We start from the raw sequence: 24,938 nt of genomic DNA, 5'->3' as shown, positions 1-24,938 counted from the left end.
ATGATCCCCATGAAGCTCACCAAGAAGGGCCACGCCTGCGTCCGGCTGGAGAAGGACGGCCAGTCGCTCGTCATCGACCCCGGCGCGTTCAGCGAGGAGGACGCCGCGGTCGGCGCGGACGCGATCCTGGTCACCCACGAGCACCTGGACCACTTCGACGAGCGGCGGCTGCGCGCCGCGCTCGACGCCAACCCCGCCGCGCGGATCTGGACGCTCGCCGCCGTCGCCGAGCAGCTCGCGGACGCCTTCCCGGGACGGGTGCACACCGTCGGAGAGGGCGACACCTTCACCGTCGCGGGATTCGACATCGAGGTCCACGGGCAGCTGCACGCCGTCATCCACCCGGACATCCCGCGGATCACCAATGTGGGATATGTGGTGGACGGCTCCGTCTTCCACCCCGGCGACGCGCTCACCGTGCCCGGGCGGCCGGTGGAGACCCTGCTGCTGCCGGTCCACGCGCCGTGGAACAAGCTCGCCGAGATCGTCGACTACGTCCGCGAGGTCGCGCCGAGCCGCGCGCTCGACATCCACGACGCCCTGCTGTCAGACGTCGCGCCGCTGGTCTACAACCGCATGCTCGGGCCCGAGGGCCCCGGGATCGGCGCCGAGCACGTGCGCCTGGTGCCGGGGGAGAGCGTGACGGTCTGAGGGACTCCCGTGCGGTGAGCGTTGTCGGACCCGCGCGATAGGTTGTCCCCTATGCGCATCGCGACCTGGAACGTCAATTCGATCACCGCGCGGCTGCCCCGCCTGCTCGCCTGGCTGGAGAGCAGCGGCACGGACGTGCTGTGCATACAGGAGATCAAGTGCGCCGAGAGCGCCTTCCCGTACGAGCCGCTGCGCGAGCTCGGCTATGAGGCCGCGGTCAACGCCACCGGCCGGTGGAACGGGGTGGGGGTGATCTCCCGGGCCGGCCTGGCGGAGGTGACCGTGGGCCTGCCCGGCGGCCCGGACTACGAAGGCGAGCAGGAGCCCCGGGCCATCGCCGCGACCTGCGGCGGCGTCCGCGTCCAGTCGGTGTATGTGCCCAACGGCCGGGAGATCGGCCATCCGCACTACGACTACAAGCTGCGCTGGCTGGAGGCGCTGCGGACCTCCGCCGCGCGCGACGCGGCGGCCGGCCGCCCCTTCGCCGTCCTCGGCGACTTCAATGTGGCGCCGGCCGACGAGGACGTGTGGGACCGCGCCGTCTTCGAGGGCTCGACGCATGTCACCACCAAGGAGCGCGAGGCGCTGGCCGCCCTGCGCGAGGTGGGCCTGTCCGACGTGATGCCGCGCCCGCTGAAGTACGACCACCCCTTCACGTACTGGGACTACCGGGAGCTGTGCTTCCCGAAGAACAAGGGCATGCGGATCGACCTGGTGTACGGCAACGAGGTCTTCGCCAAGGCCGTGAGCGACGCGTATGTGGACCGCGAGGAGCGCAAGGGCAAGGGCGCCTCGGACCACGCGCCGGTCGTCGTCGACCTCGACGTCTGACGCTCCTCGCCGTCAGCCGGTCAGCCGCCGCAGGTCGATCGAGTCGGCCATCGCCGCCAGCCCCGCGTCGCCGGGGTGCAGATGGTCGCCGCTGTCGTACGCGGGCAGGATCCGCTGCGGCCGCAGCGGATCCCGCACCACCGCGTCGAAGTCCAGCACCGCGTCGAAATCCGCGCCGTCCCCACCGTGTCCACGGATGAAGGCGTTGACGGCGGTGCGCCGCACGTCCACGTCCGCGGTGCACAGGGACTCGCCCTCGCAGGGCGCGATCGTCGCCACCACCACCCGCAGCCCGCGCTCGTGCGCGCGCTGGGCGATGGCGCGCAGCCCGGCGGTCAGCTGCTCGGCCGAGGCGCCCCAGCGCAGGTCGTTGATGCCCTGGAAGACCACGACCGTGCGGACGTCCGTCTGGGCGAACACATCGCGCTCCAGCCGGTGCAGGGCGCTCACCCCGCCGGTGTCCGTGCTCACCCCCTCGCCCGGGTAGCGGTCGGTCACCACGCGGTTGGCGGAGATGCCCTGGTTGAGCACCCCGTACGCGGGGACCTCGGACTGGCCCAGCAGCCGCCGGGCCAGGACGTCCGGCCAGCGCCGGTTGGCGTCGGTGGTCGACTTGGTGCCGTCGGTGATCGAGTCGCCGAGGGTCACCACCGACCCCGGCCCGCCCCCGACGTCCACACCGGTCAGAAACGGCCAGGTGGTCAGGGTGCCGGTGTACGCCTCGCCGCCCGCGTCGGCCGTGTGGTCGCCGCTGCCCGGCGGGCTCAGATACGAGCGCTGGGTGGCCTGGCTGTGCACCGGCACCGCCTGGACCGTGTCCGGCAGATGGATGCTCACCAGCAGATTGGCGTCCGCCGGGACGTCGAAGCCCACCGGGTCGCTGAACTCCTGTGCCCCCGCCGCGATCTCGATCCCCTCCCGGCCGCCGAAGGTGAGCGGGACGGGGCCGCCCTCCGCCGCCGCGCCCTTGGCCTGCAGGGAGATGCTGGCGCGGCCGATCCGCACCGGGGCCTCCGCGAAGGTGTTGGCCAGCCGGATCCGGGCCCGGGGGCCGCCCGCGCTGGTGTGCACCACGAGCCGCAGCGTCTGGTCGGTCCAGGGGCCGACCGCCGTATAGCCGCTGGTGCTCGCCGACCAGCTGCCCGTCCAGCCTTCGGCGGCCCGGCGCACCGAGGCGGCGAACACATGCAGATCGGCCGCGCCCGGGTCGCGCGGCAGCACCACCGAGGAGATGTCCCGGCCGCGCTCCACCGGCACCGTCACCGCGTACAGCCGCGCGGTCTCCACCCGCTGCCCGGCGCCGCTGTTGACGTGGGGGAGGGCGACGGCCCGGGTGGCCGTCGGGCCCGAGCGCCAGTCCGGGGCGGTGAGCGTGTACGTACTGCTCGACCCGTCGCGGTAGCGGACGACGCCGGTGCCGCTCGCCTCGCCGCCGGTGCCCGCGACCAGGAAGGACAGCGCGTCGCCGCGCCCGCTCAGCCGTACCGCCTGCCCGTCGGCCCGTACGTTGTCGGCGCGCGGGTTGTCGGCTGTTCGGGGCCAGGTGAGCCGGGCCGAGTCGATGGTGAGGGTGCGGCCGGGGGCCCAACCGGCGGCCCGCAGATCCTGCGCGGACAGCGAGTTGCCCGCCCCGTCGAAGTCCGCGCCGCCGGGACTGGCGTCGTCGCTGACCGCCCTGTTGTCGAAAAGCCGCTCCAAGGGGAGCGGCTTTCGGTGTACTTCGCCGGGCGACCCCGGCGTGGCGGCGCCCGCGGGGGCCGCCGTCCAGGCGAAGGAGAGGGCGACACCTCCCGTGACGAACGCGGTCGCTGTCCACCGTCTCCCGACGAGCATGCGTGTCCCCTCTCGCAACCAACCCAACCGGCGATCCGACACGTGCGGGACGAACGTAGGGAGACGGATGGGTGTCGTCAAGACAATGATCAGATCACAGGAGTCCCGCGCGCCCTGTGGTGCGGTGGGCGCGGGGGTGCCACGCTGAGTGGTATGAACATCCCGTTCTTGGGCAACTGGCGCAAGCGACACGACCAGGCGCGCGGCACGGCTGTCATGACCGCCCGGGAGGTGGATCCGCAGGGCGTGGCCCAGCTGTTGTCGGAGTGTGAGCTGCTGCGCGCCCGGGCGGCGTCCGCGGGGGTCGGGCTCGACGACTCGGCGGCCTCCTTGGAGGCGCTGGACCAGCTGCTGCCGCGCTGGCGCGACGATCCCGACGAGTTGCCGTGGCTCGGCAACGACGCCGGACTGTACCTGGGCACGGTGATCATCCGTACCGTGCCCGGCGCCCTGTGGCAGGTGTGGCCCAACGGGCGGCCCGTCGTCCGGCTCGTCTCCGGGCGGGAGATCGACGTCGTGGAGGCGGGCCATGAGTGGGCGGCCGACGGCGCGCCCGAGCTCTCGCATGTGTACGCGGAGGTCGCCGAGGTCTGAGCCGCGTTCCCCCGCTCGGCCCCTTAGGGGGGTTGAACACCCATTGATGCGTGTCGTCGGCAAGGTGCCCCTTATGTGCGGATAGTTTGCGCTGAGCCCGACACAGCTGAAAGTGGGTGTGGCCCGGTATGGCCGTCGGCGAATCGTTGATCGAGCTGCGCGAGGTCAACAAGTACTTCGGCGCGCTGCACGTCCTGCGGGACATCGACCTCGCCGTCGGCCGCGGCGAGGTGCTGGTCGTCATCGGCCCCTCCGGTTCCGGCAAGTCGACCCTGTGCCGGACGATCAACCGCCTCGAGGCGATCGACTCCGGCGCCATCACCGTCGACGGCGTCCCCCTGCCCGAGGAGGGCAAGGAGCTGGCCCGGCTGCGCGCCGACGTGGGGATGGTCTTCCAGTCCTTCAACCTCTTCGCGCACAAGTCCGTGCTGGCCAATGTGATGCTCGCCCAGCTCAAGGTGCGCGGCCGGACCAAGGAGGAAGCCGAGCGGCGCGCCCGCGAGCTGCTGGACCGGGTCGGGCTCGCCGACCAGGCGGACAAGTACCCCGCCCAGCTGTCGGGCGGCCAGCAGCAGCGGGTGGCCATCGCCCGCGCGCTGGCCATGGACCCGAAGGTGATGCTCTTCGACGAGCCGACCTCCGCGCTCGACCCGGAGATGATCAATGAGGTGCTGGAGGTCATGCGCCAGCTGGCCCGCGACGGCATGACGATGGTCGTGGTCACCCATGAGATGGGGTTCGCGCGCTATGCCGCCAACCGCGTGGTGTTCATGGACGGCGGCAAGATCGTCGAGGACCGCCCGCCGGACGAGTTCTTCGCCGCGCCACGCACCGAGCGCGCCAAGGACTTCCTCTCCAAGATCCTCAAGCACTGAGCCCGAGGATGAACCACATGACGCGCATCCGCCGCGCGCTCGCGGCCCTGGCCCTCGCACTGGCGCTGCTTGCCGCCGTGGGCGGCTGCGGCAAGGAGGGGAGCCCGCCGGCCAAGGGGCCCAAGCCCGGGGCGCTGCCCGCGTACAAGGTGGCCACCGGCTTCCGGCTGCCGGCCTCTCCCACCTGGCGGAAGGCCAAGCGCCGCGGATATCTCGTGGCCGGCGTCAAGGAGGACCAGCCGTATCTGGGCGAGAAGGACCCGGCCACCGGCCGCTACTCCGGCTTCGACATCGAGATCGCCAAGATGATGGCGGCCTCCCTCGGCTTCGACCCGAAGACGATCAGGTTCAGGACCATCGCCTCCGCGAACCGCGAGACCGCCCTCCAGAACGGTCAGATCGACTACTACGTCGGCACGTACACCATCAACCCCCTCCGCAAACGCCTGGTCGGCTTCGCCGGCCCCTACTTCATGGCCGGCCAGTCGCTGCTGGTCCGCACGGACGAGAACGACATCCACGGCCCGCGGGACCTGGCCGGCAAGACCGTGTGCTCGGTGGCCGGCTCCACCCCGCTGATGCGCCTTGAGACCGACTACCCCCAGGCCCGCGCCGTCGCGTACGACACCTACTCGGTCTGCGTCGACAACCTCATCAGCCTCCAGGTGGACGCCGTCACCACCGACAACACCATCCTGCTGGGCTACGCGGCCAAGGCCCCGAAGGAGCTGAAGGTCGTCGGCAAGCCGTTCTCCAGGGAGCCGTACGGCATCGGCGTGCCGAAGAAGGACACCGCGCTGCGCCTCGCCCTCGACAGCGCCATCGAGGCCCATGAGCGCAACGGCGACTGGCGGAAGGCGTACAACGCGACCCTCGGCCTGTCAGGCGTGCCCGCCCCGAAGCCACCCCACGTCGACCGCTACCCGCCGCGCTGAGAAACCCGTCTCCGATCGAGCTCAGGACCACCCCCCATGGACGTTCTCACGCACAACTTCTCCCTCTACGGCGAGGGCTTCCTCGGCACCGTCCAGCTGACCGTCTACGCCTCGCTGCTCGCGCTCGGGCTCGGCGTCCTGATGGCCGGCTTCCGCGTGGCGCCCGTCGCCCCGCTGCGGGCCTTCGGCACCGGGTGGGTGACGGTGCTCCGCAACACCCCGCTGACCCTGCTCTTCTTCGCGGTGATGCTCGGCCTGCCCCGCTTCGGGCTCGTCCTGCCGTTCTTCACCTTCGCGGTGCTCGCGCTCGGCTGCTACACCTCGGCGTTCATCTGCGAGGCGGTGCGCTCCGGCATCAACACCGTGCCGGTCGGACAGGGCGAGGCGGCCCGCAGCCTGGGCATGAACTTCCCGCAGACGCTCGGCACGGTGGTGCTGCCGCAGGCGTTCCGCACGGTCATCCCGCCGATCGGCTCGACCCTGATCGCGCTCGCCAAGAACTCCGCCATCGCCGGCTCGTTCAGCGTGACCGAGCTGCTCGGCACCTACAAACCGCTCAACGAGCTCGGCTACAGCATCATCTGGACCTTCGTCTGGATCGCCGTCGGCTATCTGATCATCACGCTCGCCATCAGCGGGCTCTTCCATGTGCTGGAGCGCCGCTGGGGGGTGCCCCGATGACCACCGGCAGCGCCCTCTACGACATCCCCGGCCCCCATGCCCGGGCCCGCCACCGCACCTACGGTCTGCTGGCCACGGCCTTCCTGCTGCTCCTGCTCGGCTGGATCGTCTATCTGCTCATCGACACCGGCCAGTTCGCGGCCGAGAAGTGGCGGCCCTTCGAGTACGAGGGCATCCAGCGCCTGCTGCTGCGCGGCCTCGGCAACACCCTCAAGGCCTTCGCCCTCGCCGCGGTCTTCTCCCTCGCCCTCGGCGGGGTCCTCGCGGCCGGGCGGCTGTCCGACCACCGCTCGGTGCGCTGGGTGGCCACACTCGTCGTGGAGTTCTTCCGCGCGATGCCCGTGCTGGTGATGATCTTCTTCGTGTTCGTGGCGCTGAAGGTGCAGCCACTGCCCGCGCTCGTCATCGGACTGACCCTCTACAACGGCTCGGTGCTCGCCGAGGTGTTCCGTACGGGCGTCAACTCCGTCGAGCGCGGGCAGCGCGAGGCGGCGTACTCCCTCGGCCTGCGCAAGACCCAGGTCATGGCGCATGTGCTGGTCCCGCAGGGGGTGCGCGCGATGCTCCCGGCCATCATCAGCCAGCTGGTGGTGGCCCTGAAGGACACCTCGCTCGGCTTTCTCATCACCTACGAGGAGTTTCTGCACGCCGGCAAGCTCATCGCGGGCAACCTCGACTACGGCCTCCCCTTCATCCCGGTCGTCATGATCATCTCCCCGGTCTACATCGGGATGTGCATGCTGCTGTCGTGGTTCGCCAACTGGGTCGCCAAGCGGGAGCGGCGCAGCCTGAAGACCAAGGCGGTGGAGGTGGCCCCGGCCGAGCCGGCCACGATGCTCCCCGGCGACACGAGGACGTGACCGCCGCACCCATGGTCTGCTTCAGGAGTCCGGATTCACCCAGCGGCCGTCCCGGCCGGCCAGGTCGAGTGTGATGCGGCCGTCGGTCAGGGCGGCGACGCCCGTGGCGAGTTCGGACCACTGGGCCGCCGTCAGGTGCGACGCGTCCAGGGCATAGCGGCGGAGTCCGTCGGTGGGGTGGACGAACAGGGCGACGACGGGGTCGCGGGTGTCGTTCGAGAACTCGATCCGCCGCACCTCCGACCAGTCCAGGCGTAGATGAGTCTGCCACTGCGGCGCCCGCGACGGCCCGCGCGGCTGCTCTACGGTGAATCCGTCGTGGTCGGCGGTCACCCGGGCACGGCCGGAGGCGACGGTCACCGGCTTCGGCTTTCCGTGCGGCTTCGCCGGGCGAGGTGCGGTCGCCGTACGGGACGTCGCCGTACGGGACGTCGTGGCGGCCCTTGGCCGCGGCGCGGGACGCGAGAAGGCCCCCGAGCGGTGGGCCTTCCTCCGCATCGCGGCGTTCCAGCCCATCCAGAGCGGGATCAGCACCGCCAAGGGCGTCGCGGCGGCCAGCCAGGGGATGGGCTGGAGGCCCAGTGGCGCGATGTTGTTGGTGCCGTACCCGAGGACGACGTACGCGTTCGTCCCCACCACACGGGTGTCCAGTTCGATCCCTGAGGGATCGTCCGCGCTGCCCGGCTCGTAGAAGCCACCGGCCATGCCGTAGAACTTCGCGTAACGCTGCCAGGCAGGCTCCGAGAAGTACACGCTGCCGCTGACCCAGTCGCCGTACACCGCCTGGCCGCTGTCGCCGTCCTTGGGCCATGACGAGCTGCAGGCGGCGCCGTCGTTGCCATCGCGGACCGAGCATTTCCCGGGTAGACCCAGCGTCCTGGGCTGACCGTATCTCATCGCGTATGCGCCGGACCCGTGCACGTCCCACGCGAGGAGGCCGAGCAGTGCCACGGGCGCGGCCACCGCCGCCACCAGCACGCCCGCGCGCCGGTGCGGCTTGATCGACCTCAGCGGGAGCAGGGGCCCGCGGCTGAGCAGCCACAGGCACAGCAGCAGCATCAGCGGCCCCGCCGCGGCGAGCATCGCCACGGTCCCCGGCAGGACCAGGACGTCCGGCCCGAGCACCCCGCCCAGCCCGATGAGCAGCAGTAGTACCGCCGAGCACCAGGCGACGTGGCCGAGAACGGGCTCGCCGCTCCGCCGGGCGGTGCGCGTGGCCACCATGGCCGCGACCGCCACGGGGAGCAGGACGGCCGCGAGCAGCACTTCGCCCGCGAACAGCGCTGCCCCGGAGGGCACACCGGGGGCGAGCAGCCCGGCCGCCGCGCAGGCTGTCGCCGTGCACACCGCGGCCCACAGCATCCGCTTGACGGAGGGCCGTCCGGCCACCGGCCGGGCCCGCCACGCCCGCTCGCCCACGGGGGCCCGCAGCACGGCGAGCGCGGCGGCGACGAAAAGCCCGGCCACGGTGGCGGCCAGCAGGCTCCGTCCCAGTACGTGGGCGGACGGCGTGGTGAGCAGCGCAGCCGCCGCACCGCAACCGGCCACCAACGCCGCGGCCGCCACGATGTCCGCGGCCAGCGGCAGACCGCGCGCGTGTTTCTTCGTGAACCGCGACACAGGACACAGGGCCACAGCCAAGGCCGCCGCCGCGGCCTGGACCCAGATCGCTTCGTCGCGCCATCCGGGGTCGAAGACCGCGACCATCACGCCGACGAGGAGCAGCAGGAAGGCGAGCAGCCCCGAACAGGTGAAGACGACGCGTGTCGGGCTCCACCCCTCGTCCTGCCGGACCGCGCCCGCGGGCTTGGCGGGCCCCCAGTCGGTCCAGGCGACCACGACGCATGTGACCACCATGAACGCGGCGACGGAGGCCGCCGCGAATCCAATGCCCGCCCCCACGGAGCCCCCCCGGTTCTCGCCTTTCGCACCGCTTACCCAGCCTGGGCGACGCCCGGGTGACGGTTCAAGATCTGGACTGTCACAGCTCGGTGCCGGAGCAGGCGGCACGGCGACGGTTCGGGGGGTCGGCTCACGGCTGGTCCCGGACCGGGACCGACAGGTACGACGGGTCGTCCTTGGGCGAGGAGAAGGTCAGGTGCGCGCCGTCGGGGTTGTGCTCGATGTACAGCGGGTCGACGGTGTCGACGACCAGCGCGAGGCGGTGTCCGGCCGGGACGTCGTACGCCGTGGAGAACAGGTCCAGGTCGACGGCGAAGGGCGTGCCGGGGGTGCGGTCGTGGAAGGTGACGGGGGCGTTGGTGACGAGCTTCCCGACGCCGAGCGCGTCCACGTCGTAGAGGTAGGCCACGGCGGTTCCGCTGGACTTGTCGCTGGTGACGGTGGTGTGCAGGGTCACCGTGCCGCGGATGCGCTGGGCCGCGTCGTAGCGGCCGGTCTGCCAGACGGCGGCGCGGTCGCGCGACAGCAGCGGGACCGAGACCAGCGGTGGGATCTTCAGGAACTGGTCCAGCGCGCCGGTCAGCAGCACGGTGCCCGCGCTGGCGCCGGAGTCGGCGTTCGCGGCGATCTCCCGGGTCTCGCCGAGGTCGATCCGGCGCTTGCCCGAGGGCACGGCCGACCAGCTCGGATAGGACTCGTAGCCGTCGGCGGTGCGGGACTTGAGCTGGACCGGCCGCTCCTGGTCGATGCCGTTGCGGTCGCCCTTGACGTAGCGGTCGAGCCAGCGCCTGGCGTCGTTCCAGGTGTCGTTGGGCAGGCCGAGCAGCCCGGTGAGCTCGCCGGTCGAGTGGTCACCCGGCCGGAACTCCAGGCGCTTGGGGCCGGTCAGCTTCTCGTAGAAGTCGGCGTAGGTGTTGGGCGGGAAGATGGAGTCGCCCCAGGCGTTGGCCAGCATGATCGCCGCGCCGTTGGCGTTGATCCGGTCGAGGTAGGTGGCGGCGGAGCGCTTCTTGCCCCACTCGGCGATCTCCTGCTCCTTGGCGAGGTTCGAGCCCATGAAGTCCTGGAAGATCTGCCGGAGTTCGGCGCTGGGGCGGCCGAGCAGCTCACCGGACCCGCTGAGCAGGGCGGCGGCCTGGACGTGCTGGGTGCGGCCGCTATAGATGGAGCCGACCAGATCCACCCAGCCGCTCATCGCGGCCACGGCCTTGATCCGCTTGTCGAAGCCGGAGGCGAGCAGGCTGATCCCGGCGCCGTACGACACCCCTGCCATGCCGATCCGGTCGGGGTCGGCGCGGGTGTTGGCGAGGGCCCAGTCGATGACCTTGGAGGCGTCGGCGACGTCGGGCGGGCCGGCGGTCTCGATCTCCCCGCCGGACTGCCAGAAGCCGCGGGAGTTGTAGCTGACCACGACATAGCCGGAGTCGGCCAGCTTCTGGGCCTGGGCGAGATATTCGACCTGGGGCAGGGCCCAGCTGGTGGGCAGGACGACGAGCGGAAGGCGCTGCGAGCCGTCGGCGCCCCTGGGGGTGACGACGTTGGCGGCCAGGGTGATGCCGCCGTCACCGGGGATGTCGACGAAGCGTACGGACGAGTCCGCCGACTGGGCGGCGGTCGGCGGCGGGGCCAGGGGCGCCGCCTGCGCGGCGGGGGCGAGGGCGAGGACGGCGGTGGCCAGTACGGTCGCCGAGACGGTGCCTGCCGCCGTGGTGCGCAGGGCTTTGGGGGCGTGGGTCACTGTCGCTCCTCGAGGGGGGAGTGCACCGGCAGGGGGGACCTGTCCGGCGCCTGACAGGTCCTGCTAAGTGACCCGACGGTAACCGCGGCGGCTTACCCCTGGTAATAGAGCGGTAAGTTACGCCTGGGTAACGATGGGCGGGTCCGCCTCCGCCGCCCCCGTGTCCGGCAGCACGACCCGGAAGACCGTCCTCCCCGGCCTGCTCGCCACCTCGATCGTCCCGCCGTGCGCCGCCACCACGGCCCGCACGATGGCCAGCCCCAGACCGGTGTTGCCCGCGGTCCGCGAGCGGCTGTGGTCCGCGCGCGCGAAACGCTCGAACACCTCCGGCAGCAGCGCCTCGGGGATGCCCGGCCCGTCGTCCGTGACCGTCAGCTCCGTCAGCTCTGTCCGTCCGGTGCGCGCCACCAGGCGGACCGCCACCTCGGTGCCCGGCGGGGTATGCGTGCGGGCGTTGGCGAGCAGATTGGCCACCACCTGCTGCAGCCGGTGCTCGTCGCCCGTGACGGTCACCGGCTCCTCGGGCAGCTCCAGCGTCCAGCGGTGGCCCGGCCCCGCCGCCCGCGCGTCCCCCGCGGCGTCCAGCACGAGGCGGGTCAGATCGACGGGCTTGCGGGCCAGCGGCCGACCCGCGTCGAGCCGCGCGAGCAGCAGCAGATCGTCCACCAACGTGCTCATCCGCTCCGACTCGGACTGGATCCGCTCCAGCGCGTGGCGCACCTCCGGGGGCACCGGCCCGGGGTGGCGCAGCGCCAGCTCGGCGTGGCCGCGCACCGTGGCCACCGGCGTACGCAGCTCGTGGCTGGCGTCCGCCGCGAACTGCCGCAGCCGCTCCTCGCCGGCGTGGCGGCGGGCCAGCGCGTCGCCCACGTGCCCGAGCATCCGGTTCAGGGCGGCGCCCACCTGGCCGACCTCGGTGCGCGGATCGGTGTCCGGCACCGGCGCCGGCATCGCCACCTCCCCGCTGGCCAACGGCAGCCGCGCCACCCCGGCCGCGGTGGCGGTCACCCGCCGCAGCGGACGCAGCGACAACCGCACCCACAGGGCCCCCGCCACCCCCGTCACGGCGAGTGCGGACCCGAAGACCACGGCCTCCACCAGCTCCACCCGGTGCACCGTCTCCTCCACCGGGCGCAGCGGCAGGCCGGTGATCAGGATGTCGCCGTCGTCACCGCGTACGGCGACGACCCGGTACGCGCCGACCGCCGACAGCCGTATGTCGTGCCCGCGCTCGTCGACCGGCAGGGCGGCGAGCGCCCGCCGGTCGGCGTCGGTGAGCGGCACGTGGGCGTCCGTGTTGTCACGCACCACCGCCGCCTGCGTCGCCTCGCCCCCCTTCAGCCGGGCGCCGAACGTGTACGCGGACTGGCCGCGCGTATCGGGCCGGTTGTCCGCGTCCGGCCGCTCGCCGTGTTCCAGGCTCGCCGGGAACCGGCCGCCCGCCGCGGTCAGCTGCTGGTCCACACGGCGCACCAAAAAGCCCTCCAGCGCCAGGACCGTGGTCAGCCCGACCGCCAGGGACGCGACCGCGAGCAGCACCACGAGCCCGGCGGTCAGCCGGGCCCGCAGGGTCCGGGGGAGCGCGGCCCGCGGCGCACGCGCGAGTGACGACAGAAGGCTCATGAGACGGCTCATGGCACGTCCGGCTTCAGCACGTACCCGACCCCGCGCACCGTATGGATCAGCGGGGTCCGGCCCGCGTCGATCTTCTTGCGCAGATAGCTGATGTACAGCTCGACGACATGGGCCCGGCCGCCGAAGTCGTACGACCACACCCGGTCCAGGATCTGCGCCTTCGACAGCACCCGGCGCGGATTGCGCATCAAGAACCGCAGCAGTTCGAACTCGGTGCGCGACAGCTCGACCACCACCCCGCCCCGGGTGACCTCCCGCGCCTTCTCGTCCATCACCAGATCGCCCACCACCAGCCGGTCAGCCTGGTGAAGGTCCAGCCCGCGCGCCATCCCGGCCCTGCGCAGCAGCCCGCGCAGCCTGGCCAGCACCTCCTCCAGGCTGAACGGCTTGGTCACGTAGTCGTCGCCGCCCGCGGTGATCCCCGCGATCCGGTCCTCCACGGCGTCACGCGCGGTGAGGAAGAGCACATACACGCCCTCCAGCTCGGCGCGCATCCCGCGCAGCACCGTCAGTCCGTCGGAGTCCGGCAGCATCCAGTCGAGCACGACCGCGTCGGGGCGGAACACGCGGGCCGTGGCCAGCGCCGACGCCCCGTCCGCCGCCGTACGGACCTCCCAGCCCTCGTAGCGCAGGGCCCCCGACAGCACCTCGGTCAGGTCGGGCTCGTCGTCGACGACGAGGACACGGACGGGGGTGCCGTCGGGCCGCAGCAGCAAAGGGCCGGTGATGTGGTTCTCCATGACGCATCCAGCATCCCCCGGCGCGCGGCGCGACGGGCCCCCGGGCCCCTCTGGGTTCGCTCTGAATTTCCTCTGCGTTTCGTCTGAATCGTGCCCGGGGCTCCCTTTCAAAGCCTTTTCAGAGGGTCCTCAGAAGATGGCCTGTGAGGCTGACGGCCCTGACCGCCCCGACGGCACTCCCCGCCAGCTGCGAAAGGCCGACCCCGATGGCCACCACCGTCCACGACCGCCGCACCGAGGCGCCGCGCGCCCTACCGCTCGCCCCCGGGCCGCCCGACCTCGTCCCCGCCCTCACCCAGCTGGCGATCTGGGCGGGCGCCGCCGCCCTCCTCGCCCTGTGGTGGAGCGACACCACCTCCGTGGTCGGCGCGGCCGGCTGGCTGACCGGCGCCGGACGCATCACCGGCCTGCTCGCCGGATACGCGACCGCCGTCCTGCTGCTGCTCATGGCCCGGGTGCCCCTGCTGGACCGCAACATCGGCAGCGACCGGCTGGCCCGCTGGCACGCGATGGGCGGCCGCTACACGATCTCCCTCGCCCTCGCGCACACCCTGCTGATCATCTGGGGCTATGCGCTGACCTCGCACACCGGCGTCGTCGAACAGACCACCACCCTCGTCCTCCACTACCCCGACCTCCTCAAGGGCACTGCCGGCTTCCTGCTCTTCCTGGCCACCGCCGTCCTGTCCGCGCGTGCCGCCCGCCGCCGGCTCTCCTACGAGACCTGGCACCTGCTGCACTTCGCCACCTACCTGGCGGTCTTCCTGGTCTTCGGCCACCAGCTCTCCGACGGCGCCGACTTCGTCGGCAACCGCCCGGCCCGGCTGGCCTGGTACGCCCTGTACGGCGGGGTGGCGGCGCTCCTGCTGTGGTTCCGGTTCGTCGTCCCCGTACGGCGGGCGCTGCGCCACCGGCTGTGGGTCTCGGAGGTCCGGCCGGAGGCGCCCGGCGTCGTCTCGGTGTACCTGACCGGCGACCGGCTGGACGAGCTGCGCGCCGAGCCCGGCCAGTTCTTCCGCTGGCGCTTCCTCGCGCCGGGCCTGTGGTGGGCCGCCAACCCGTACTCCCTCTCGGCCGTCGCCCACCCCTCGTACCTGCGGATCACCGTGAAGGCGGCCGGCGGCCACAGCGCGGCGCCGGCCCGGCTCGCGCCCGGCACCCGGGTCCTGGCCGAGGGTCCGTACGGGGCGTTCACCGCCCGCCGCCGGCGCGCGCCGAAGGTGCTGCTGCTCGGCGGCGGGGTCGGCATCACCCCGCTGCGGACGCTCTTCGAGACCCTGCCCGGCGACGTGACGCTCGTCTACCGCGCCCGGCGGCCCGAGGACCTGGCGCTGCGCGCGGAGCTCGACCACCTCGCGGCGGCGCGGCGGGCGGTCGTCCACTACGTCGTCGACGAGCCGGCCGCGTACGCGTCCCCGCTGACCTCGCGCGCCCTGCGCGCGCTGGTCCCGGATCTGGCCGAGCGCGAGGTGTACCTGTGCGGGCCGCCGGGGATGGCGGAGGCCGCCCAGCGGGCCCTGCGCGGCGCGGGGGTGCCACGCCGCCGCATCCACCACGAGTCGTTCGCCTTCTGACCCGAGCCCGTTCCGACCCGAGCACCTTCTGACCCCGAGCCGCAAAGGAGCCTGGCCGTGCGCAAGGCCGCCATCACCACCGTCTCGACTGTCGCGGGCGTGGTCCTGCTGCTGTCGCTCAAACCACACGTCAACGCCACGACCGCGGTCGCGGCCCAGCCGCCGTCGTCTTCGTCTTCCCCGTCGAGCGGCTCGCCGTCACCGTCCACGTCGCAGCACTCCACCTCGGCCGGGGTGACCGGCACCTACACCGGCGACACGATCGACACCCGCTACGGCCCCGTGCAGCTCGCCGTCACCCTCTCCAAGGGGAAGATCACCGCCGTCAAGGCGCTGCGGACCCCGTCCGGCGACGGCCGCTCCCAGCAGATCGCCTCGTACTCCGTACCGCAGCTCACCGACGAGACGCTCCAAGCCCAGAGCGCGCAGATCGACACGGTCTCCGGTGCCACCTACACCAGCGACGGCTACGTCCAGTCCCTGCAGAGCGCCCTGGACAAGGCCGGTGTCTGAGCGGCGGCGCGGGGGCCTGCGCCACGTCGAGCACGTCATGGGCACGGTCTTCTCCTTCGACATCCGCGACCCGGCCACGCCCGCCGTCCGCCGGGCCCTGGAGGAGGCCGTGGCCTGGCTGCACCACGTGGACGAGGTCTTCTCCCCCTACCGCCCGGCCAGCGCCGTCAGCCGGCTCGGCCGGGGCGAGCTCTCCGTGGAGCGGTGCGGGCCCGAGGTGGCCGAGGTGCTGGGCCTGTGCGAGGCGGCGGCGCGCGCCACCGACGGCTGGTTCAGCCCTACGCCCGGGGGCCGGCTCGACCCCTCCGGGATGGTCAAGGGCTGGGCGGTGGAGCGGGCCTCCCGGATCCTGTCCGAGGCGGGGGCGCGCAACAGCTGCGTGAACGGCGGCGGGGACATCCAGCTGCGGGGCGAGGCTGCCCCGGGCGTCCCCTGGCGCGTCGGCATCGCGCACCCCCTGCGCCCCGGGGCGCTGTGCGCCGTCGTCACCGGCCGGGAAGGTGGTTTGGCCGTCGCCACTTCCGGCACGGCCGAACGCGGCTCCCACGTTCTGGATCCGCACACCGGTGAACCGGCCACCACCCTGGCCTCCCTCACCCTGACCGGCCCCGGCCTCACCTGGACCGATGCCCTGGCCACGGCGGCCTTCGCCATGGGCGCCGGAGCCCGCGCCTGGACCGCGTCCTTGGAGACCCACGAGGCCCTGGCGGTCACCGCGACCGGCGAGCTGTGGCAGACCCCGGGCTTCCCCACCTGAGTTTGTGGTGAGTATGGGACAGCGACACGCCGACGCCACGGCGTGTCGCTGTCCCGTACTCACCGCAAACGCGCTCAGTCCGACTTGTGGGCGGCGCGCGAGCGGCCCGGGGCCGAGGTCGCGGCCTTGGTGACGTCCGCGACGAGCTCGACCACGTCCGGGCCGTACGCCTGCGAGTTGACAACCTTCAGCAGCAGGCAGAAGGAGCCGTGCGCGCCGTACTTACGGGCCAGCCGGGTGCGGTTGCGCACGAGGTGGCGGATCGCGGCGCGGTGGGTGACCGGGCGCTGGCCCGCGGCCAGGAACACAGGGCGGCCGCCGTCGGCCGCCGTGAGCCGGGCCAGCAGCACATGCTCCACCGCGCCCGGCTCCGGCCGGTATTCGGTGCCGCCTATGGTGAACGAGCCCCGCTCCTGGGTCTCGTCGCCCTGGTGGACCGCGACCCCCGGCAGCAGATTGCCCATATGGGCGGCCAGCCGGCGGTGCGCGGTCGGGTCGCCGACGCAGAACTCGGTGCGCGAGCCGAAGCCCTGCAGCCCGGTGTCGTGCGGGGCCACCTCGGCGTGTGCGCCGCAGTTCTCCACGACGGCGGCGAGCCCGAGCAGCGCGAGCGCGTCGTGGCGCGGGATGCTCCAGTGCGCGGAGGTGCTGTCCCGGTGCGTGACCAGCACGCACTCCGAGCCGTCCGGCAGACCGAAGAACGTCTGCTCGCGGGTGCGCTTGCGGCGCGCGTAGGCTGAGTGCACGGCCCAGCCGAGGGCCAGGCCCACGACGAGGGCCGCGCCGGAAGCGATCAGGTCCTGCACGGTGTCAGTCATGGCCGCGCATCGTAGCCGCGATGTGGGTGTTTGTTCGAGCGTGTGGACGCGTTGGCCTTCTGTTCGCCCCCTGTCGTTTCCGGGACGGTCACCGGTAGGCTCCGGCCCCTGCCGCTTGCTTGGGAGGCCCGGATGGAGCACGCCGCAAGACCAGCCGCATCGTCCCCGACAACAGCCGCGCCACCAGCCACTTCCGCCGCGCTGCGCCGCCTGCCGGCCCTCGCCGCGACGGCCGGTCTGGTCGTCGCCCTCGGCATCGCCCCGGCGGGGGCACGAGGCGGCGCACCGGGCGGGGTGGCCCCGGCCGGTACGCCCGCCAAGACCCCCGTGGCCGTCGGCTACGGCGGCGCGGTCTCCAGCGTGGACGCCGACGCCTCGGCGGCCGGCATCGAGGTGCTGCGGCGCGGCGGCAACGCGGTGGACGCGGCCGTGGCCACCGCGGCCGCGCTCGGCGTCACCGAGCCGTACTCGGCGGGCGTCGGCGGCGGCGGATACTTCGTCTACTACAGCGCCAAGCAGCACAAGGTGTTCACCCTCGACGGGCGCGAGACCGCGCCGCGCAGCGCGGACGAGAAGCTCTTCCTGGGCAAGGACGGCAAGCCGATCCCCTTCGCCGACGCCGTCACCAGCGGACTCAGCATCGGCACCCCCGGCACCCCCGCCACCTGGGACACCGCGCTCGACACCTGGGGCACCCGCTCGCTCGCCCAGGTGCTCAAGCCCGCCCAGCGGATCGCCCGCGACGGCTTCACCGTGGACGCGACGTTCCGTCAGCAGACCGCCGACAACCAGGCCCGCTTCAAGGACTTCCCGGACACCGCCAAGCTGTTCCTGCCCGGTGGCGAACTGCCGGTCGTCGGCTCCACCTTCACCAACCCCGACCTGGCCGGCACTTACGCGCTGCTGGCCAAGAAGGGCGTCGGCGCCGTCTACAAGGGCGACCTGGGCCGCGACATCGTCCAGACGGTGCGCAAGCCGCCCGTGGACCCCGCGGCGCAGCGCGTCGTACGGTCCGGCGACCTGACCGCCCGGGACCTCGCCGCGTACAAGGTCAAGCGCCAGGCCCCGACCAAGACCTCGTACCGCGGCCTCGACGTGTACGGCATGGCCCCGTCCTCCTCCGGCGGCACCACGGTCGCCGAGGCGCTCAACATCCTGGAGAAGACCGACCTCACCAAGGACAGCGACCGCGACTACCTGCACCGCTACATCGAGGCGAGCCGGATAGCCTTCGCCGACCGGGGCCGCTGGGTCGGCGACCCGGCCTTCGAGGACGTGCCGACCAAGGGCCTCACCTCGCAGCGGTTCGCCGACTCGCGGGCCTGCCTGATCAAGGCCGACGCCGTGCTGAGCAGCCCGCTCGCGCCCGGTGACCCCAGCCGGCCCACCGGCTGTGACAGCGGCGGCACCGCGGCCCCCACCACGTACGAGGGCGAGAACACCACGCACCTCACGGTCGCCGACAAGTGGGGCAACGTCGTCGCCTACACCCTCACCATCGAGCAGACCGGCGGCAGCGGCATCACCGTGCCCGGCCGTGGCTTCCTGCTCAACAACGAGCTCACCGACTTCTCCTTCGCGCCCGCCAACCCCGCCGTCCACGACCCCAACCTGCCCGGCCCCGGCAAGCGGCCGCGCTCGTCCATGTCGCCGACGATCGTGACGGACAAGGGCCGCCCGGTGCTCGCGCTCGGCTCGCCCGGCGGCGCCACCATCATCACCACCGTGCTGCAGACCCTGCTGAACCACCTGGACCGCGGCATGCCGCTGGTCGACGCGATCGCCGCGCCACGCGCCAGCCAGCGCAACGCGGCGCAGACCGAGCTGGAGCCGGGGCTGTGGAACAGCCCGCTGCGCGGACAGCTCACGACGCTGGGCCACTCCTTCAAGCAGAACCCCGAGATCGGGGCGGCGACCGGTGTGCAGCGGCTGTCCGGCGGGCGCTGGCTCGCGGCGGCGGAGACGGTACGGCGGGGCGGCGGCTCGGCGATGGTGGTCAGCCCGGCGAAGTGACCGGTGAAGTGACCGGTGAAGTGATTGGTGAAATGACGGGTCCGTCGTGGCTGGTCGACGTCGGTCGGCCGGTGTGTGCGGAGCCGGAAAAACGCCCGTAGCACGTTCGTAACCATTCCCGTAACACAAAGGGTGTCGAATGCGTGCCCATTGGAGGGGGAATCGTCCACGGGAACACGGGGAGAGGGATGACCATGGCTGGCGGTCAACTCCCGTCCAAGGTTGAGGAGTTCGCGCGTTATCTACGTGCACTGACACGGCGTCTGGACGCGGAGCAGGGCTGGTACGGGGTCTTCGCGCAGCGCGACCCGGAGGGCATGCGCGCGTGTCTCGACGGCCGGGAGGTGCCGCCCTGGGATGTCGTCCAGGCCCTGCTCCAGGACCTGTCCGCCCAGCGCGGCCCCGACGTGGCCCGGGAGGCCGCCGCCCGCGCCGCCGGGCTCTACCGCGCCTCCGCCACCGCCTACGACACCACGGCCGGCGGGCGCGCCGCCCTCCAGGACCGGCTGGAGGCGATGCTCGGCGAGCAGCGCCGCGCGGCCAAGCGCGAACGCGAACTCCACGCCGCCGTACGCGAGCCCACCGCCGAAGACGACTCCGACGCCCGCGAACGCCTCTCGACGGACCTCGCCTGGGCCCGTGACGACTGGGAGCGGGCCACCGCCCGCTGCGAGGAGCTCCGCGCTCGCCTCGACGCCCTGGACGCTCGTACCGCCTCCCCCCGCGACGCCTACGACGACCGGCTGCGGGACGGGGGCCGGTCGAACGCGGGAGCGGGGGCCGTCGCGCGGCCTCGCGGGTCGCGGTTCGCCACGGCGTACGACGGAGCGGTCGGCGGGCAGGAGCCCGCCGGGCCCGCGTCCCACGAGCCCGCTGCACGGTGGCCCGGCGCGGCGGCGGCCGGGGCAGGCGGGGCTGATACGGCGGACGGGCTCGGCGGCGCCGGGCGCGCGGCAGAGGAGCCCGGGGTTTTCGGGGCGGCCGCCGGACCGGGGGCGCCTGGTGCGGAAGTCGCCGGGGCCGGCGCGCCGGGCGCCGGGCGGGGCCACTGGGCTGCCGGGCCTGCCCGTTCGGCCGAGGCCGGATGGGCTTCACACGCGGACGGCGCCGGGTCGGCCGACGGCGGCGCCGGGCTTCGGGCCGGGGCCGGGGCGGCTGCGGGGGCTGGCGGTCCCGGGATGGCTGAGGAGCTTGGTGGTCGGGGGGCGGCTGCGGCGGCTGGCGGTTTCGGGGCGGCTGCGGGGCCCGGCGGTCGGGGTGCGGCTGCGGGGGCCAGCGGTCCCGGGGCGGCTGCGGGGCGCGGTGGCGGGGGTGGCGTGGGGCCGGGCGGTGGCGGGTCCGTTGCGGCGGCGGGGGCGGCCGGTGCGGGTGGGGGAGCGGCTCCGCGTTCCCGGCCGCGTGGGGCGCGGTTCGCCGGGCTGGAGGAGCCCGCGCCCGTGTCGCGGCCGCGCGGGGCCCGGTTCGCCGGGGCCGCGCCGGCTGAGCCGGCCGGGACCGCACAGGCGGCGGCCGCAGAGGCCGCCGGGGCCTTCCGGGCCGAGGAGGCTGCGGCCGGGGGCGCGGCCACACCCCGGGGTGCGCGGTTCGCCGGGGCGTACGAGGGCGGGGACGGCGCGAAGCGGCGCAGGCGGCTCAAGGCGCGGGATGAGGCCGAGCGGAGGGCGGCGCAGGAGTCGGCGCGGGCTGCCGAGGCGCGGCGGACCGCGGCCGAGGCCGTGGACCGGCTGGCGCGGCTGCGGGCGGACGGCCGGGGCGGGGAGGCGCACGTCCTGCTGTGCGAGGCTGCCGCCGGACCCGCCCCCTGGCTCCCGCTGCTCGCCGCCGAGCTGGAGCGCGCCGGGCTCGAGGCGGACGTGGCCACCCTGCTGTGGGAGGTGGCCTGTCTGCCGCCTGCCGCCCTGGCCGCCGCCGCCGGCGCGCTCGTCGCCGCGGGGCGCGGCGACGACGGCGCGCGGCTGCTGCGGCAGAGCGTCGCGCGCCCCGTCACCGAGGTGGCGCAGACCGTGCTCGCCCTGCTGGCCTCGGGCAGCCGCGCGGAGGCGGCGTTTCTGCTGGAGGCGCTGGTGCGGGCCCGGAGACCCGACGAGGCCGCGCAGGCCGCGGTGGACGCCCCGGCCGAGCTGGTGCCGCTGCTGCTGGACGCCGCGAGCGGCGTGTCCTCCAGCAGCCACCACGACCTCGCGCACGCCCTGCGCGTCGCGGGGCTGCCGGGCGTGCCCGGCCTCGCTTGACGTCACTTACCTGACATAACGCGAAACGTGAACGTCTTCGTTGAGTAACTGCCGCGGTATTGCCAGAGTGGTCAGTGCGCTTCTACGTTCTTTCCACAGCCGGAATCTACGTGCGTAGACGCCTGCCAAGGCGAAGGAGCTGACCATGGCCAACGTCGTACGTGCCGCGCTCGTCCAGTGCACCTGGACCGGCGATACCGAATCGATGATCGCGAAGCACGAGGAGTACGCCCGGCAGGCGGCCGCCCAAGGCGCCAAGGTGATCGGCTTTCAGGAGGTGTTCAACGCCCCCTACTTCTGCCAGGTGCAGGAGGCGGAGCACTACCGCTGGGCGGAGCCGGTCCCGGACGGGCCGACGGTCCGGCGCATGCGGGAGCTGGCCCGGGAGACCGGCATGGTGATCGTGGTGCCGGTGTACGAGGTGGAGCAGTCCGGCTTCTACTACAACACCGCGGCGGTGATCGACGCGGACGGCAGCTTCCTCGGCAAGTACCGCAAGCACCACATCCCGCAGGTCAAGGGGTTCTGGGAGAAGTACTACTTCAAACCGGGCAACCTGGGCTGGCCGGTGTTCGACACCGCCGTCGGCAAGGTCGGCGTGTACATCTGCTACGACCGCCACTTCCCCGAGGGATGGCGCGAGCTCGGCCTGGCCGGGGCCCAGCTGGTCTACAACCCGTCGGCGACCTCGCGCGGCCTGTCGGCGTACCTGTGGCAGCTGGAACAGCCGGCGGCCGCGGTCGCCAATGAGTACTTCATCGCCGCGATCAACCGCGTCGGCGTGGAGGAGTACGGCGACAACGACTTCTACGGCACCAGCTACTTTGTGGACCCGCGTGGCCGGCTCGTCGGCGAGGCCGCCAGCGACAAGACGGAGGAGCTGGTCGTCCGGGACCTGGACTTCGGCGTGATCGACGAGGTGCGCCAGCAGTGGGCGTTCTACCGGGATCGACGGCCGGACGCGTACGAGGGGCTGGTGAAGCCGTGAGCAGTGAGCTTCATGCCCGGCACAGGGCCGTCCTGCCCGACTGGCTCGCTCTCTACTACGACCGGCCGATCGAGCTCACGCACGGCGAGGGCCGCCACGTCTGGGACGCCGACGGCAACCGCTACCTCGACTTCTTCGGCGGCATCCTCACCACCATGACCGCCCACGCCCTTCCCGAGGTCACCAAGGCGGTCAGCGAGCAGGCGGCGCGGATCCTGCACAGCTCCACGCTCTATCTCGACCGCCCCATGGTGGAGCTGGCCGAGCGCGTCGCGGAGCTGTCCGGCATCCCCGACCCGCGCGTCTTCTTCACCACCTCCGGCACCGAGGCCAACGACACGGCCCTGCTCCTGGCCACGACCCACCGGCGCTCCAACCAGATCCTGGCGATGCGCAACAGCTACCACGGCCGGTCGTTCTCGACCGTCGGCATCACCGGAAACCGCTCCTGGTCGCCGACCAGCCTGTCCCCGCTGCAGACGCTGTACGTACACGGCGGGGTGCGCGGCCGCGGCCCGTACGCCGGGCTGTCGGACGCCGAGTTCATCAAGGCGTGTGTCGCCGACCTGGAGGACGTGCTGGGTCAGGCATACGGCCAGGTCGCGGCGCTGATCGCGGAGCCCGTGCAGGGCGTCGGCGGGTTCACCTCCCCGCCGGACGGGCTGTTCGCCGCCTTCCGCGAGGTCCTGGACCGGCACGGGATCCTGTGGATCAGCGACGAGGTGCAGACCGGCTGGGGGCGGACCGGCGACCATTTCTGGGGCTGGCAGGCGCACGCCGCCTCCGGCCCGCCGGACCTCCTCACCTTCGCCAAGGGCATCGGCAACGGCATGTCCATCGGCGGTGTCGTCGCCCGCGCCGAGGTCATGAACTGCCTGGGCGCCAACTCCATCTCCACGTTCGGCGGCACCCCGGTCACCATGGCCGCCGGCCTCGCCAACCTCACCCACCTCCTCGAACACGACCTGCAGGGCAACGCGCGCCGCGTGGGCGGGCTGCTCATGCAGCGGCTGCACGCCGCCGCTGCCGGGCTCGACGTCGTACGCGAGGTGCGCGGCCGGGGGCTGATGATCGGCATCGAGCTGGTCGAGCCGGGCAGCGACCGGCCCTCGCCCGAGGCGGCCTCGGCCGTCCTGGAGGCCGCGCGCGAGGGCGGGCTGCTGATCGGCAAGGGAGGCGGCCACAACAGCAGCGTGCTGCGCATCGCCCCGCCGCTGAGCCTGACCGCCGCCGAGGCCGAGAAGGGCGCGGAGATCCTCGCGACGGCGCTCCGCGGGGCGCAGGCCATGGCGGACGGATCAGCGGAAGCGGCCGACGAGGCCGGAAGGAGCGCACTGTGATGTCCCGCACCGTGATCCGCGGCGGCCTCGTCATCACCGCCGCCGAGGAGACCCGGGCCGACGTCCTCGTCGAGGACGGCCGCATCGCCGCCCTCGCCGCGCCCGACAGCGCGTACGCCCAGGGCTGGACGGCCGACCGTACGATCGACGCCACCGACAAGTACGTCATCCCGGGCGGGGTGGACGCGCACACCCACATGGAGCTGCCCTTCGGCGGCACGTCCGCCTCCGACACCTTCGAGACGGGCACCCGCGCCGCGGCCTGGGGCGGGACGACGACCATCGTGGACTTCGCGGTCCAGTCGGTGGGCCACTCGCTGCGCGAGGGGCTCGACGCCTGGCACGCCAAGGCGGCGGACCAGTGCGCGGTCGACTACGCCTTCCACATGATCCTCTCCGACGTCAACGAGAGTTCGCTGAAGGAGATGGACCTCCTCGTCGAGGAGGGCGTCACGTCCTTCAAGCTGTTCATGGCCTACCCGGGCGTCTTCTACAGCGACGACGGAAAGATCCTGCGGGCCATGCAGCGCGGCGCGGCCAACGGCGGGCTGATCATGATGCACGCCGAGAACGGCATCGCCATCGACGTCCTGGTCGAGCAGGCCCTCGCCGAGGGCAGGACCGACCCCCGCTACCACGGCGAGGTCCGCAAGGCGCTGCTGGAGGCGGAGGCGACCCACCGCGCGATCCAACTGGCCCGGGTGGCCGGGGCCCCGCTGTACGTCGTCCACGTCTCGGCCGAGGAGGCCGTGGCCGAGTTGACCCAGGCTCGCGACAAGGGGCTCCCCGTCTTCGGCGAGACCTGCCCCCAGTACCTGTTCCTGTCCACGGACAACCTCGCCGAGCCCGACTTCGAGGGCGCCAAGTACGTCTGCTCCACCCCGCTGCGGCCGCGCGAACACCAGGCCGCGCTGTGGCGGGGCCTGCGCACAGGCGACCTGCAGGTCGTCTCCACCGACCACTGCCCCTTCTGCTTCGCGGGCCAGAAAGAGCTGGGCCTGGGCGACTTCTCCAAGATCCCCAACGGGCTGCCGGGCGTGGAGAACCGGATGGACCTCCTCCATCAGGCGGTCGTCGACGGGCATATCTCACGCCGCCGCTGGATCGAGATCGCCTGCGCCACCCCCGCCCGGATGTTCGGCCTCTACCCGAAGAAGGGCACCATCGCCCCCGGGGCGGACGCCGACCTCGTCATCTACGACCCGCGGGCCGGGCAGACGCTGTCCGCCGAGACCCACCACATGAACGTCGACTACTCGGCGTACGAGGGGAAGCGGGTCACCGGGCAGGCGGAGACCGTGCTGTCGCGCGGCGAGACCGTCATCGACCGGCGGCGGTTCACGGGGCGCGCGGGGCACGGGCGGTTCATCGCGCGCGACACCTGCCAGTACCTGGACTGACCCCTCATCCGAGCACCACACCACAAGCT

At 72.8% G+C, this 24,938-nt stretch carries 21 protein-coding genes; 15 read left to right on the top strand and 6 right to left on the bottom strand.

Annotation, left to right across the window (positions count from 1 at the left end; genetic code table 11):
* Positions 1-9: 9 nt before the first annotated feature.
* Positions 10-651 carry an MBL fold metallo-hydrolase gene (locus tag PV419_RS25335; RefSeq protein ID WP_319692498.1) on the top strand — a complete coding sequence of 214 codons (642 nt, stop codon included), beginning with the start codon at positions 10-12 and terminating at the stop codon, positions 649-651.
* A 51-nt stretch (positions 652-702) separates the two neighbouring features.
* The gene (locus tag PV419_RS25330) at positions 703-1,482 is read left to right on the top strand and encodes an exodeoxyribonuclease III (protein ID WP_319692496.1); all 780 of its coding nucleotides are present in this window, start codon (positions 703-705) and stop codon (positions 1,480-1,482) included.
* A 12-nt stretch (positions 1,483-1,494) separates the two neighbouring features.
* On the opposite strand, the gene PV419_RS25325 is transcribed toward PV419_RS25330, so the two are convergent.
* Positions 1,495-3,315 carry an SGNH/GDSL hydrolase family protein gene (locus PV419_RS25325; RefSeq protein WP_319692494.1) on the bottom strand — a complete coding sequence of 607 codons (1,821 nt, stop codon included), beginning with the start codon at positions 3,313-3,315 and terminating at the stop codon, positions 1,495-1,497.
* Between the two features lie 153 nt (positions 3,316-3,468).
* On the opposite strand from PV419_RS25325, the gene PV419_RS25320 reads away from it, so the two are divergent.
* The 5 genes from PV419_RS25320 to PV419_RS25300 all read left to right on the top strand — a co-directional run bounded on the left by PV419_RS25320 (position 3,469) and on the right by PV419_RS25300 (position 7,260).
* Positions 3,469-3,909 carry a DUF6278 family protein gene (locus tag PV419_RS25320; RefSeq protein ID WP_319692492.1) on the top strand — a complete coding sequence of 147 codons (441 nt, stop codon included), beginning with the start codon at positions 3,469-3,471 and terminating at the stop codon, positions 3,907-3,909.
* A gap of 128 nt (positions 3,910-4,037) precedes the next feature.
* Entirely contained in the window at positions 4,038-4,784 is a 747-nt protein-coding gene (locus PV419_RS25315; RefSeq protein ID WP_319692490.1) for an amino acid ABC transporter ATP-binding protein, read from the top strand.
* Positions 4,785-4,792: 8 nt separating this feature from the next.
* Positions 4,793-5,719 carry a glutamate ABC transporter substrate-binding protein gene (locus PV419_RS25310; RefSeq protein ID WP_319692489.1) on the top strand — a complete coding sequence of 309 codons (927 nt, stop codon included), beginning with the start codon at positions 4,793-4,795 and terminating at the stop codon, positions 5,717-5,719.
* A 36-nt stretch (positions 5,720-5,755) separates the two neighbouring features.
* Entirely contained in the window at positions 5,756-6,400 is a 645-nt protein-coding gene (locus tag PV419_RS25305; protein WP_319692488.1) for an amino acid ABC transporter permease, read from the top strand.
* Positions 6,397-7,260: an amino acid ABC transporter permease gene (locus PV419_RS25300; protein WP_319692487.1), complete on the top strand. Its 864-nt coding sequence runs from the start codon at positions 6,397-6,399 to the stop codon at positions 7,258-7,260. The genes PV419_RS25305 and PV419_RS25300 overlap by 4 nt, the downstream gene beginning before the upstream one ends.
* Positions 7,261-7,281: 21 nt before the next feature.
* Here PV419_RS25300 and PV419_RS25295 read toward each other — a convergent pair whose 3' ends face one another.
* From PV419_RS25295 to PV419_RS25280, 4 genes are all read right to left on the bottom strand, one after another.
* The gene (locus PV419_RS25295; RefSeq protein WP_319692485.1) at positions 7,282-9,162 is read right to left on the bottom strand and encodes a hypothetical protein; all 1,881 of its coding nucleotides are present in this window, start codon (positions 9,160-9,162) and stop codon (positions 7,282-7,284) included.
* Between the two features lie 130 nt (positions 9,163-9,292).
* Positions 9,293-10,900, bottom strand: coding sequence for an alpha/beta fold hydrolase (locus PV419_RS25290; RefSeq protein ID WP_319692483.1), 1,608 nt, complete (start codon positions 10,898-10,900; stop codon positions 9,293-9,295).
* Between the two features lie 117 nt (positions 10,901-11,017).
* A complete protein-coding gene (locus tag PV419_RS25285; RefSeq protein WP_319692481.1) occupies positions 11,018-12,523 on the bottom strand; it encodes a sensor histidine kinase in 1,506 nt (501 codons plus the stop codon).
* Positions 12,524-12,531: 8 nt separating this feature from the next.
* Positions 12,532-13,275 carry a response regulator transcription factor gene (locus tag PV419_RS25280; protein WP_319692480.1) on the bottom strand — a complete coding sequence of 248 codons (744 nt, stop codon included), beginning with the start codon at positions 13,273-13,275 and terminating at the stop codon, positions 12,532-12,534.
* A gap of 206 nt (positions 13,276-13,481) precedes the next feature.
* Here PV419_RS25280 and PV419_RS25275 point away from each other — a divergent pair, with 206 nt between their 5' ends.
* From PV419_RS25275 to PV419_RS25265, 3 genes are read left to right on the top strand one after another with little or no spacing between them, the layout of a single operon-like run.
* Positions 13,482-14,849 (top strand): ferredoxin reductase family protein, encoded by a 1,368-nt coding sequence (locus PV419_RS25275; protein WP_319692479.1) that lies wholly within the window; start codon positions 13,482-13,484, stop codon positions 14,847-14,849.
* A 57-nt stretch (positions 14,850-14,906) separates the two neighbouring features.
* Complete coding sequence (locus tag PV419_RS25270; protein WP_319692478.1) at positions 14,907-15,362, top strand: FMN-binding protein; 456 nt, start codon at positions 14,907-14,909, stop codon at positions 15,360-15,362.
* Positions 15,363-15,399: 37 nt separating this feature from the next.
* The gene (locus PV419_RS25265) at positions 15,400-16,119 is read left to right on the top strand and encodes an FAD:protein FMN transferase (RefSeq protein ID WP_319692575.1); all 720 of its coding nucleotides are present in this window, start codon (positions 15,400-15,402) and stop codon (positions 16,117-16,119) included.
* Positions 16,120-16,193: 74 nt separating this feature from the next.
* Here the strand turns inward: PV419_RS25265 and PV419_RS25260 are convergent, their stop codons facing one another.
* Complete coding sequence (locus PV419_RS25260; RefSeq protein ID WP_319692477.1) at positions 16,194-16,937, bottom strand: hypothetical protein; 744 nt, start codon at positions 16,935-16,937, stop codon at positions 16,194-16,196.
* Positions 16,938-17,069: 132 nt separating this feature from the next.
* On the opposite strand from PV419_RS25260, the gene ggt reads away from it, so the two are divergent.
* From ggt to hydA, 5 genes are all read left to right on the top strand, one after another.
* Positions 17,070-18,950 (top strand): gamma-glutamyltransferase, encoded by a 1,881-nt coding sequence (ggt, locus tag PV419_RS25255; RefSeq protein ID WP_319692476.1) that lies wholly within the window; start codon positions 17,070-17,072, stop codon positions 18,948-18,950.
* Between the two features lie 194 nt (positions 18,951-19,144).
* On the top strand, positions 19,145-21,181 hold the full coding sequence (locus PV419_RS25250) for a hypothetical protein (RefSeq protein ID WP_319692475.1): 2,037 nt from the start codon (positions 19,145-19,147) through the stop codon (positions 21,179-21,181).
* Between the two features lie 145 nt (positions 21,182-21,326).
* Positions 21,327-22,169, top strand: coding sequence for a nitrilase-related carbon-nitrogen hydrolase (locus tag PV419_RS25245; RefSeq protein WP_319692474.1), 843 nt, complete (start codon positions 21,327-21,329; stop codon positions 22,167-22,169).
* On the top strand, positions 22,166-23,509 hold the full coding sequence (locus tag PV419_RS25240; protein ID WP_319692472.1) for an aspartate aminotransferase family protein: 1,344 nt from the start codon (positions 22,166-22,168) through the stop codon (positions 23,507-23,509). The genes PV419_RS25245 and PV419_RS25240 overlap by 4 nt, the downstream gene beginning before the upstream one ends.
* On the top strand, positions 23,506-24,909 hold the full coding sequence (hydA, locus tag PV419_RS25235; RefSeq protein ID WP_319692470.1) for a dihydropyrimidinase: 1,404 nt from the start codon (positions 23,506-23,508) through the stop codon (positions 24,907-24,909). The genes PV419_RS25240 and hydA overlap by 4 nt, the downstream gene beginning before the upstream one ends.
* Positions 24,910-24,938 lie beyond the last annotated feature (29 nt).

The organism is Streptomyces sp. ME19-01-6, assembly GCF_033793745.1.
Taxonomy (GTDB): domain Bacteria; phylum Actinomycetota; class Actinomycetes; order Streptomycetales; family Streptomycetaceae; genus Streptomyces.
This window is presented reverse-complemented; position numbering and strand designations above follow the sequence as displayed.

Excerpts from the sequence above, each read along its gene's own strand:
- PV419_RS25335 (WP_319692498.1), top strand. The coding sequence starts at position 10 with ATGAAGCTCACCAAGAAGGGCCACGCCTGCGTCCGGCTGGAGAAGGAC.
- PV419_RS25330 (WP_319692496.1), top strand. The coding sequence starts at position 703 with ATGCGCATCGCGACCTGGAACGTCAATTCGATCACCGCGCGGCTGCCC.
- PV419_RS25325 (WP_319692494.1), bottom strand. The coding sequence starts at position 3,315 with ATGCTCGTCGGGAGACGGTGGACAGCGACCGCGTTCGTCACGGGAGGT.
- PV419_RS25320 (WP_319692492.1), top strand. The coding sequence starts at position 3,469 with ATGAACATCCCGTTCTTGGGCAACTGGCGCAAGCGACACGACCAGGCG.
- PV419_RS25315 (WP_319692490.1), top strand. The coding sequence starts at position 4,038 with ATGGCCGTCGGCGAATCGTTGATCGAGCTGCGCGAGGTCAACAAGTAC.
- PV419_RS25310 (WP_319692489.1), top strand. The coding sequence starts at position 4,793 with ATGAACCACATGACGCGCATCCGCCGCGCGCTCGCGGCCCTGGCCCTC.
- PV419_RS25305 (WP_319692488.1), top strand. The coding sequence starts at position 5,756 with ATGGACGTTCTCACGCACAACTTCTCCCTCTACGGCGAGGGCTTCCTC.
- PV419_RS25300 (WP_319692487.1), top strand. The coding sequence starts at position 6,397 with ATGACCACCGGCAGCGCCCTCTACGACATCCCCGGCCCCCATGCCCGG.
- PV419_RS25285 (WP_319692481.1), bottom strand. The coding sequence starts at position 12,523 with ATGAGCCTTCTGTCGTCACTCGCGCGTGCGCCGCGGGCCGCGCTCCCC.
- PV419_RS25280 (WP_319692480.1), bottom strand. The coding sequence starts at position 13,275 with ATGGAGAACCACATCACCGGCCCTTTGCTGCTGCGGCCCGACGGCACC.
- PV419_RS25275 (WP_319692479.1), top strand. The coding sequence starts at position 13,482 with ATGGCCACCACCGTCCACGACCGCCGCACCGAGGCGCCGCGCGCCCTA.
- PV419_RS25265 (WP_319692575.1), top strand. The coding sequence starts at position 15,400 with ATGGGCACGGTCTTCTCCTTCGACATCCGCGACCCGGCCACGCCCGCC.
- PV419_RS25260 (WP_319692477.1), bottom strand. The coding sequence starts at position 16,937 with ATGACTGACACCGTGCAGGACCTGATCGCTTCCGGCGCGGCCCTCGTC.
- ggt (WP_319692476.1), top strand. The coding sequence starts at position 17,070 with ATGGAGCACGCCGCAAGACCAGCCGCATCGTCCCCGACAACAGCCGCG.
- PV419_RS25250 (WP_319692475.1), top strand. The coding sequence starts at position 19,145 with ATGGCTGGCGGTCAACTCCCGTCCAAGGTTGAGGAGTTCGCGCGTTAT.
- PV419_RS25245 (WP_319692474.1), top strand. The coding sequence starts at position 21,327 with ATGGCCAACGTCGTACGTGCCGCGCTCGTCCAGTGCACCTGGACCGGC.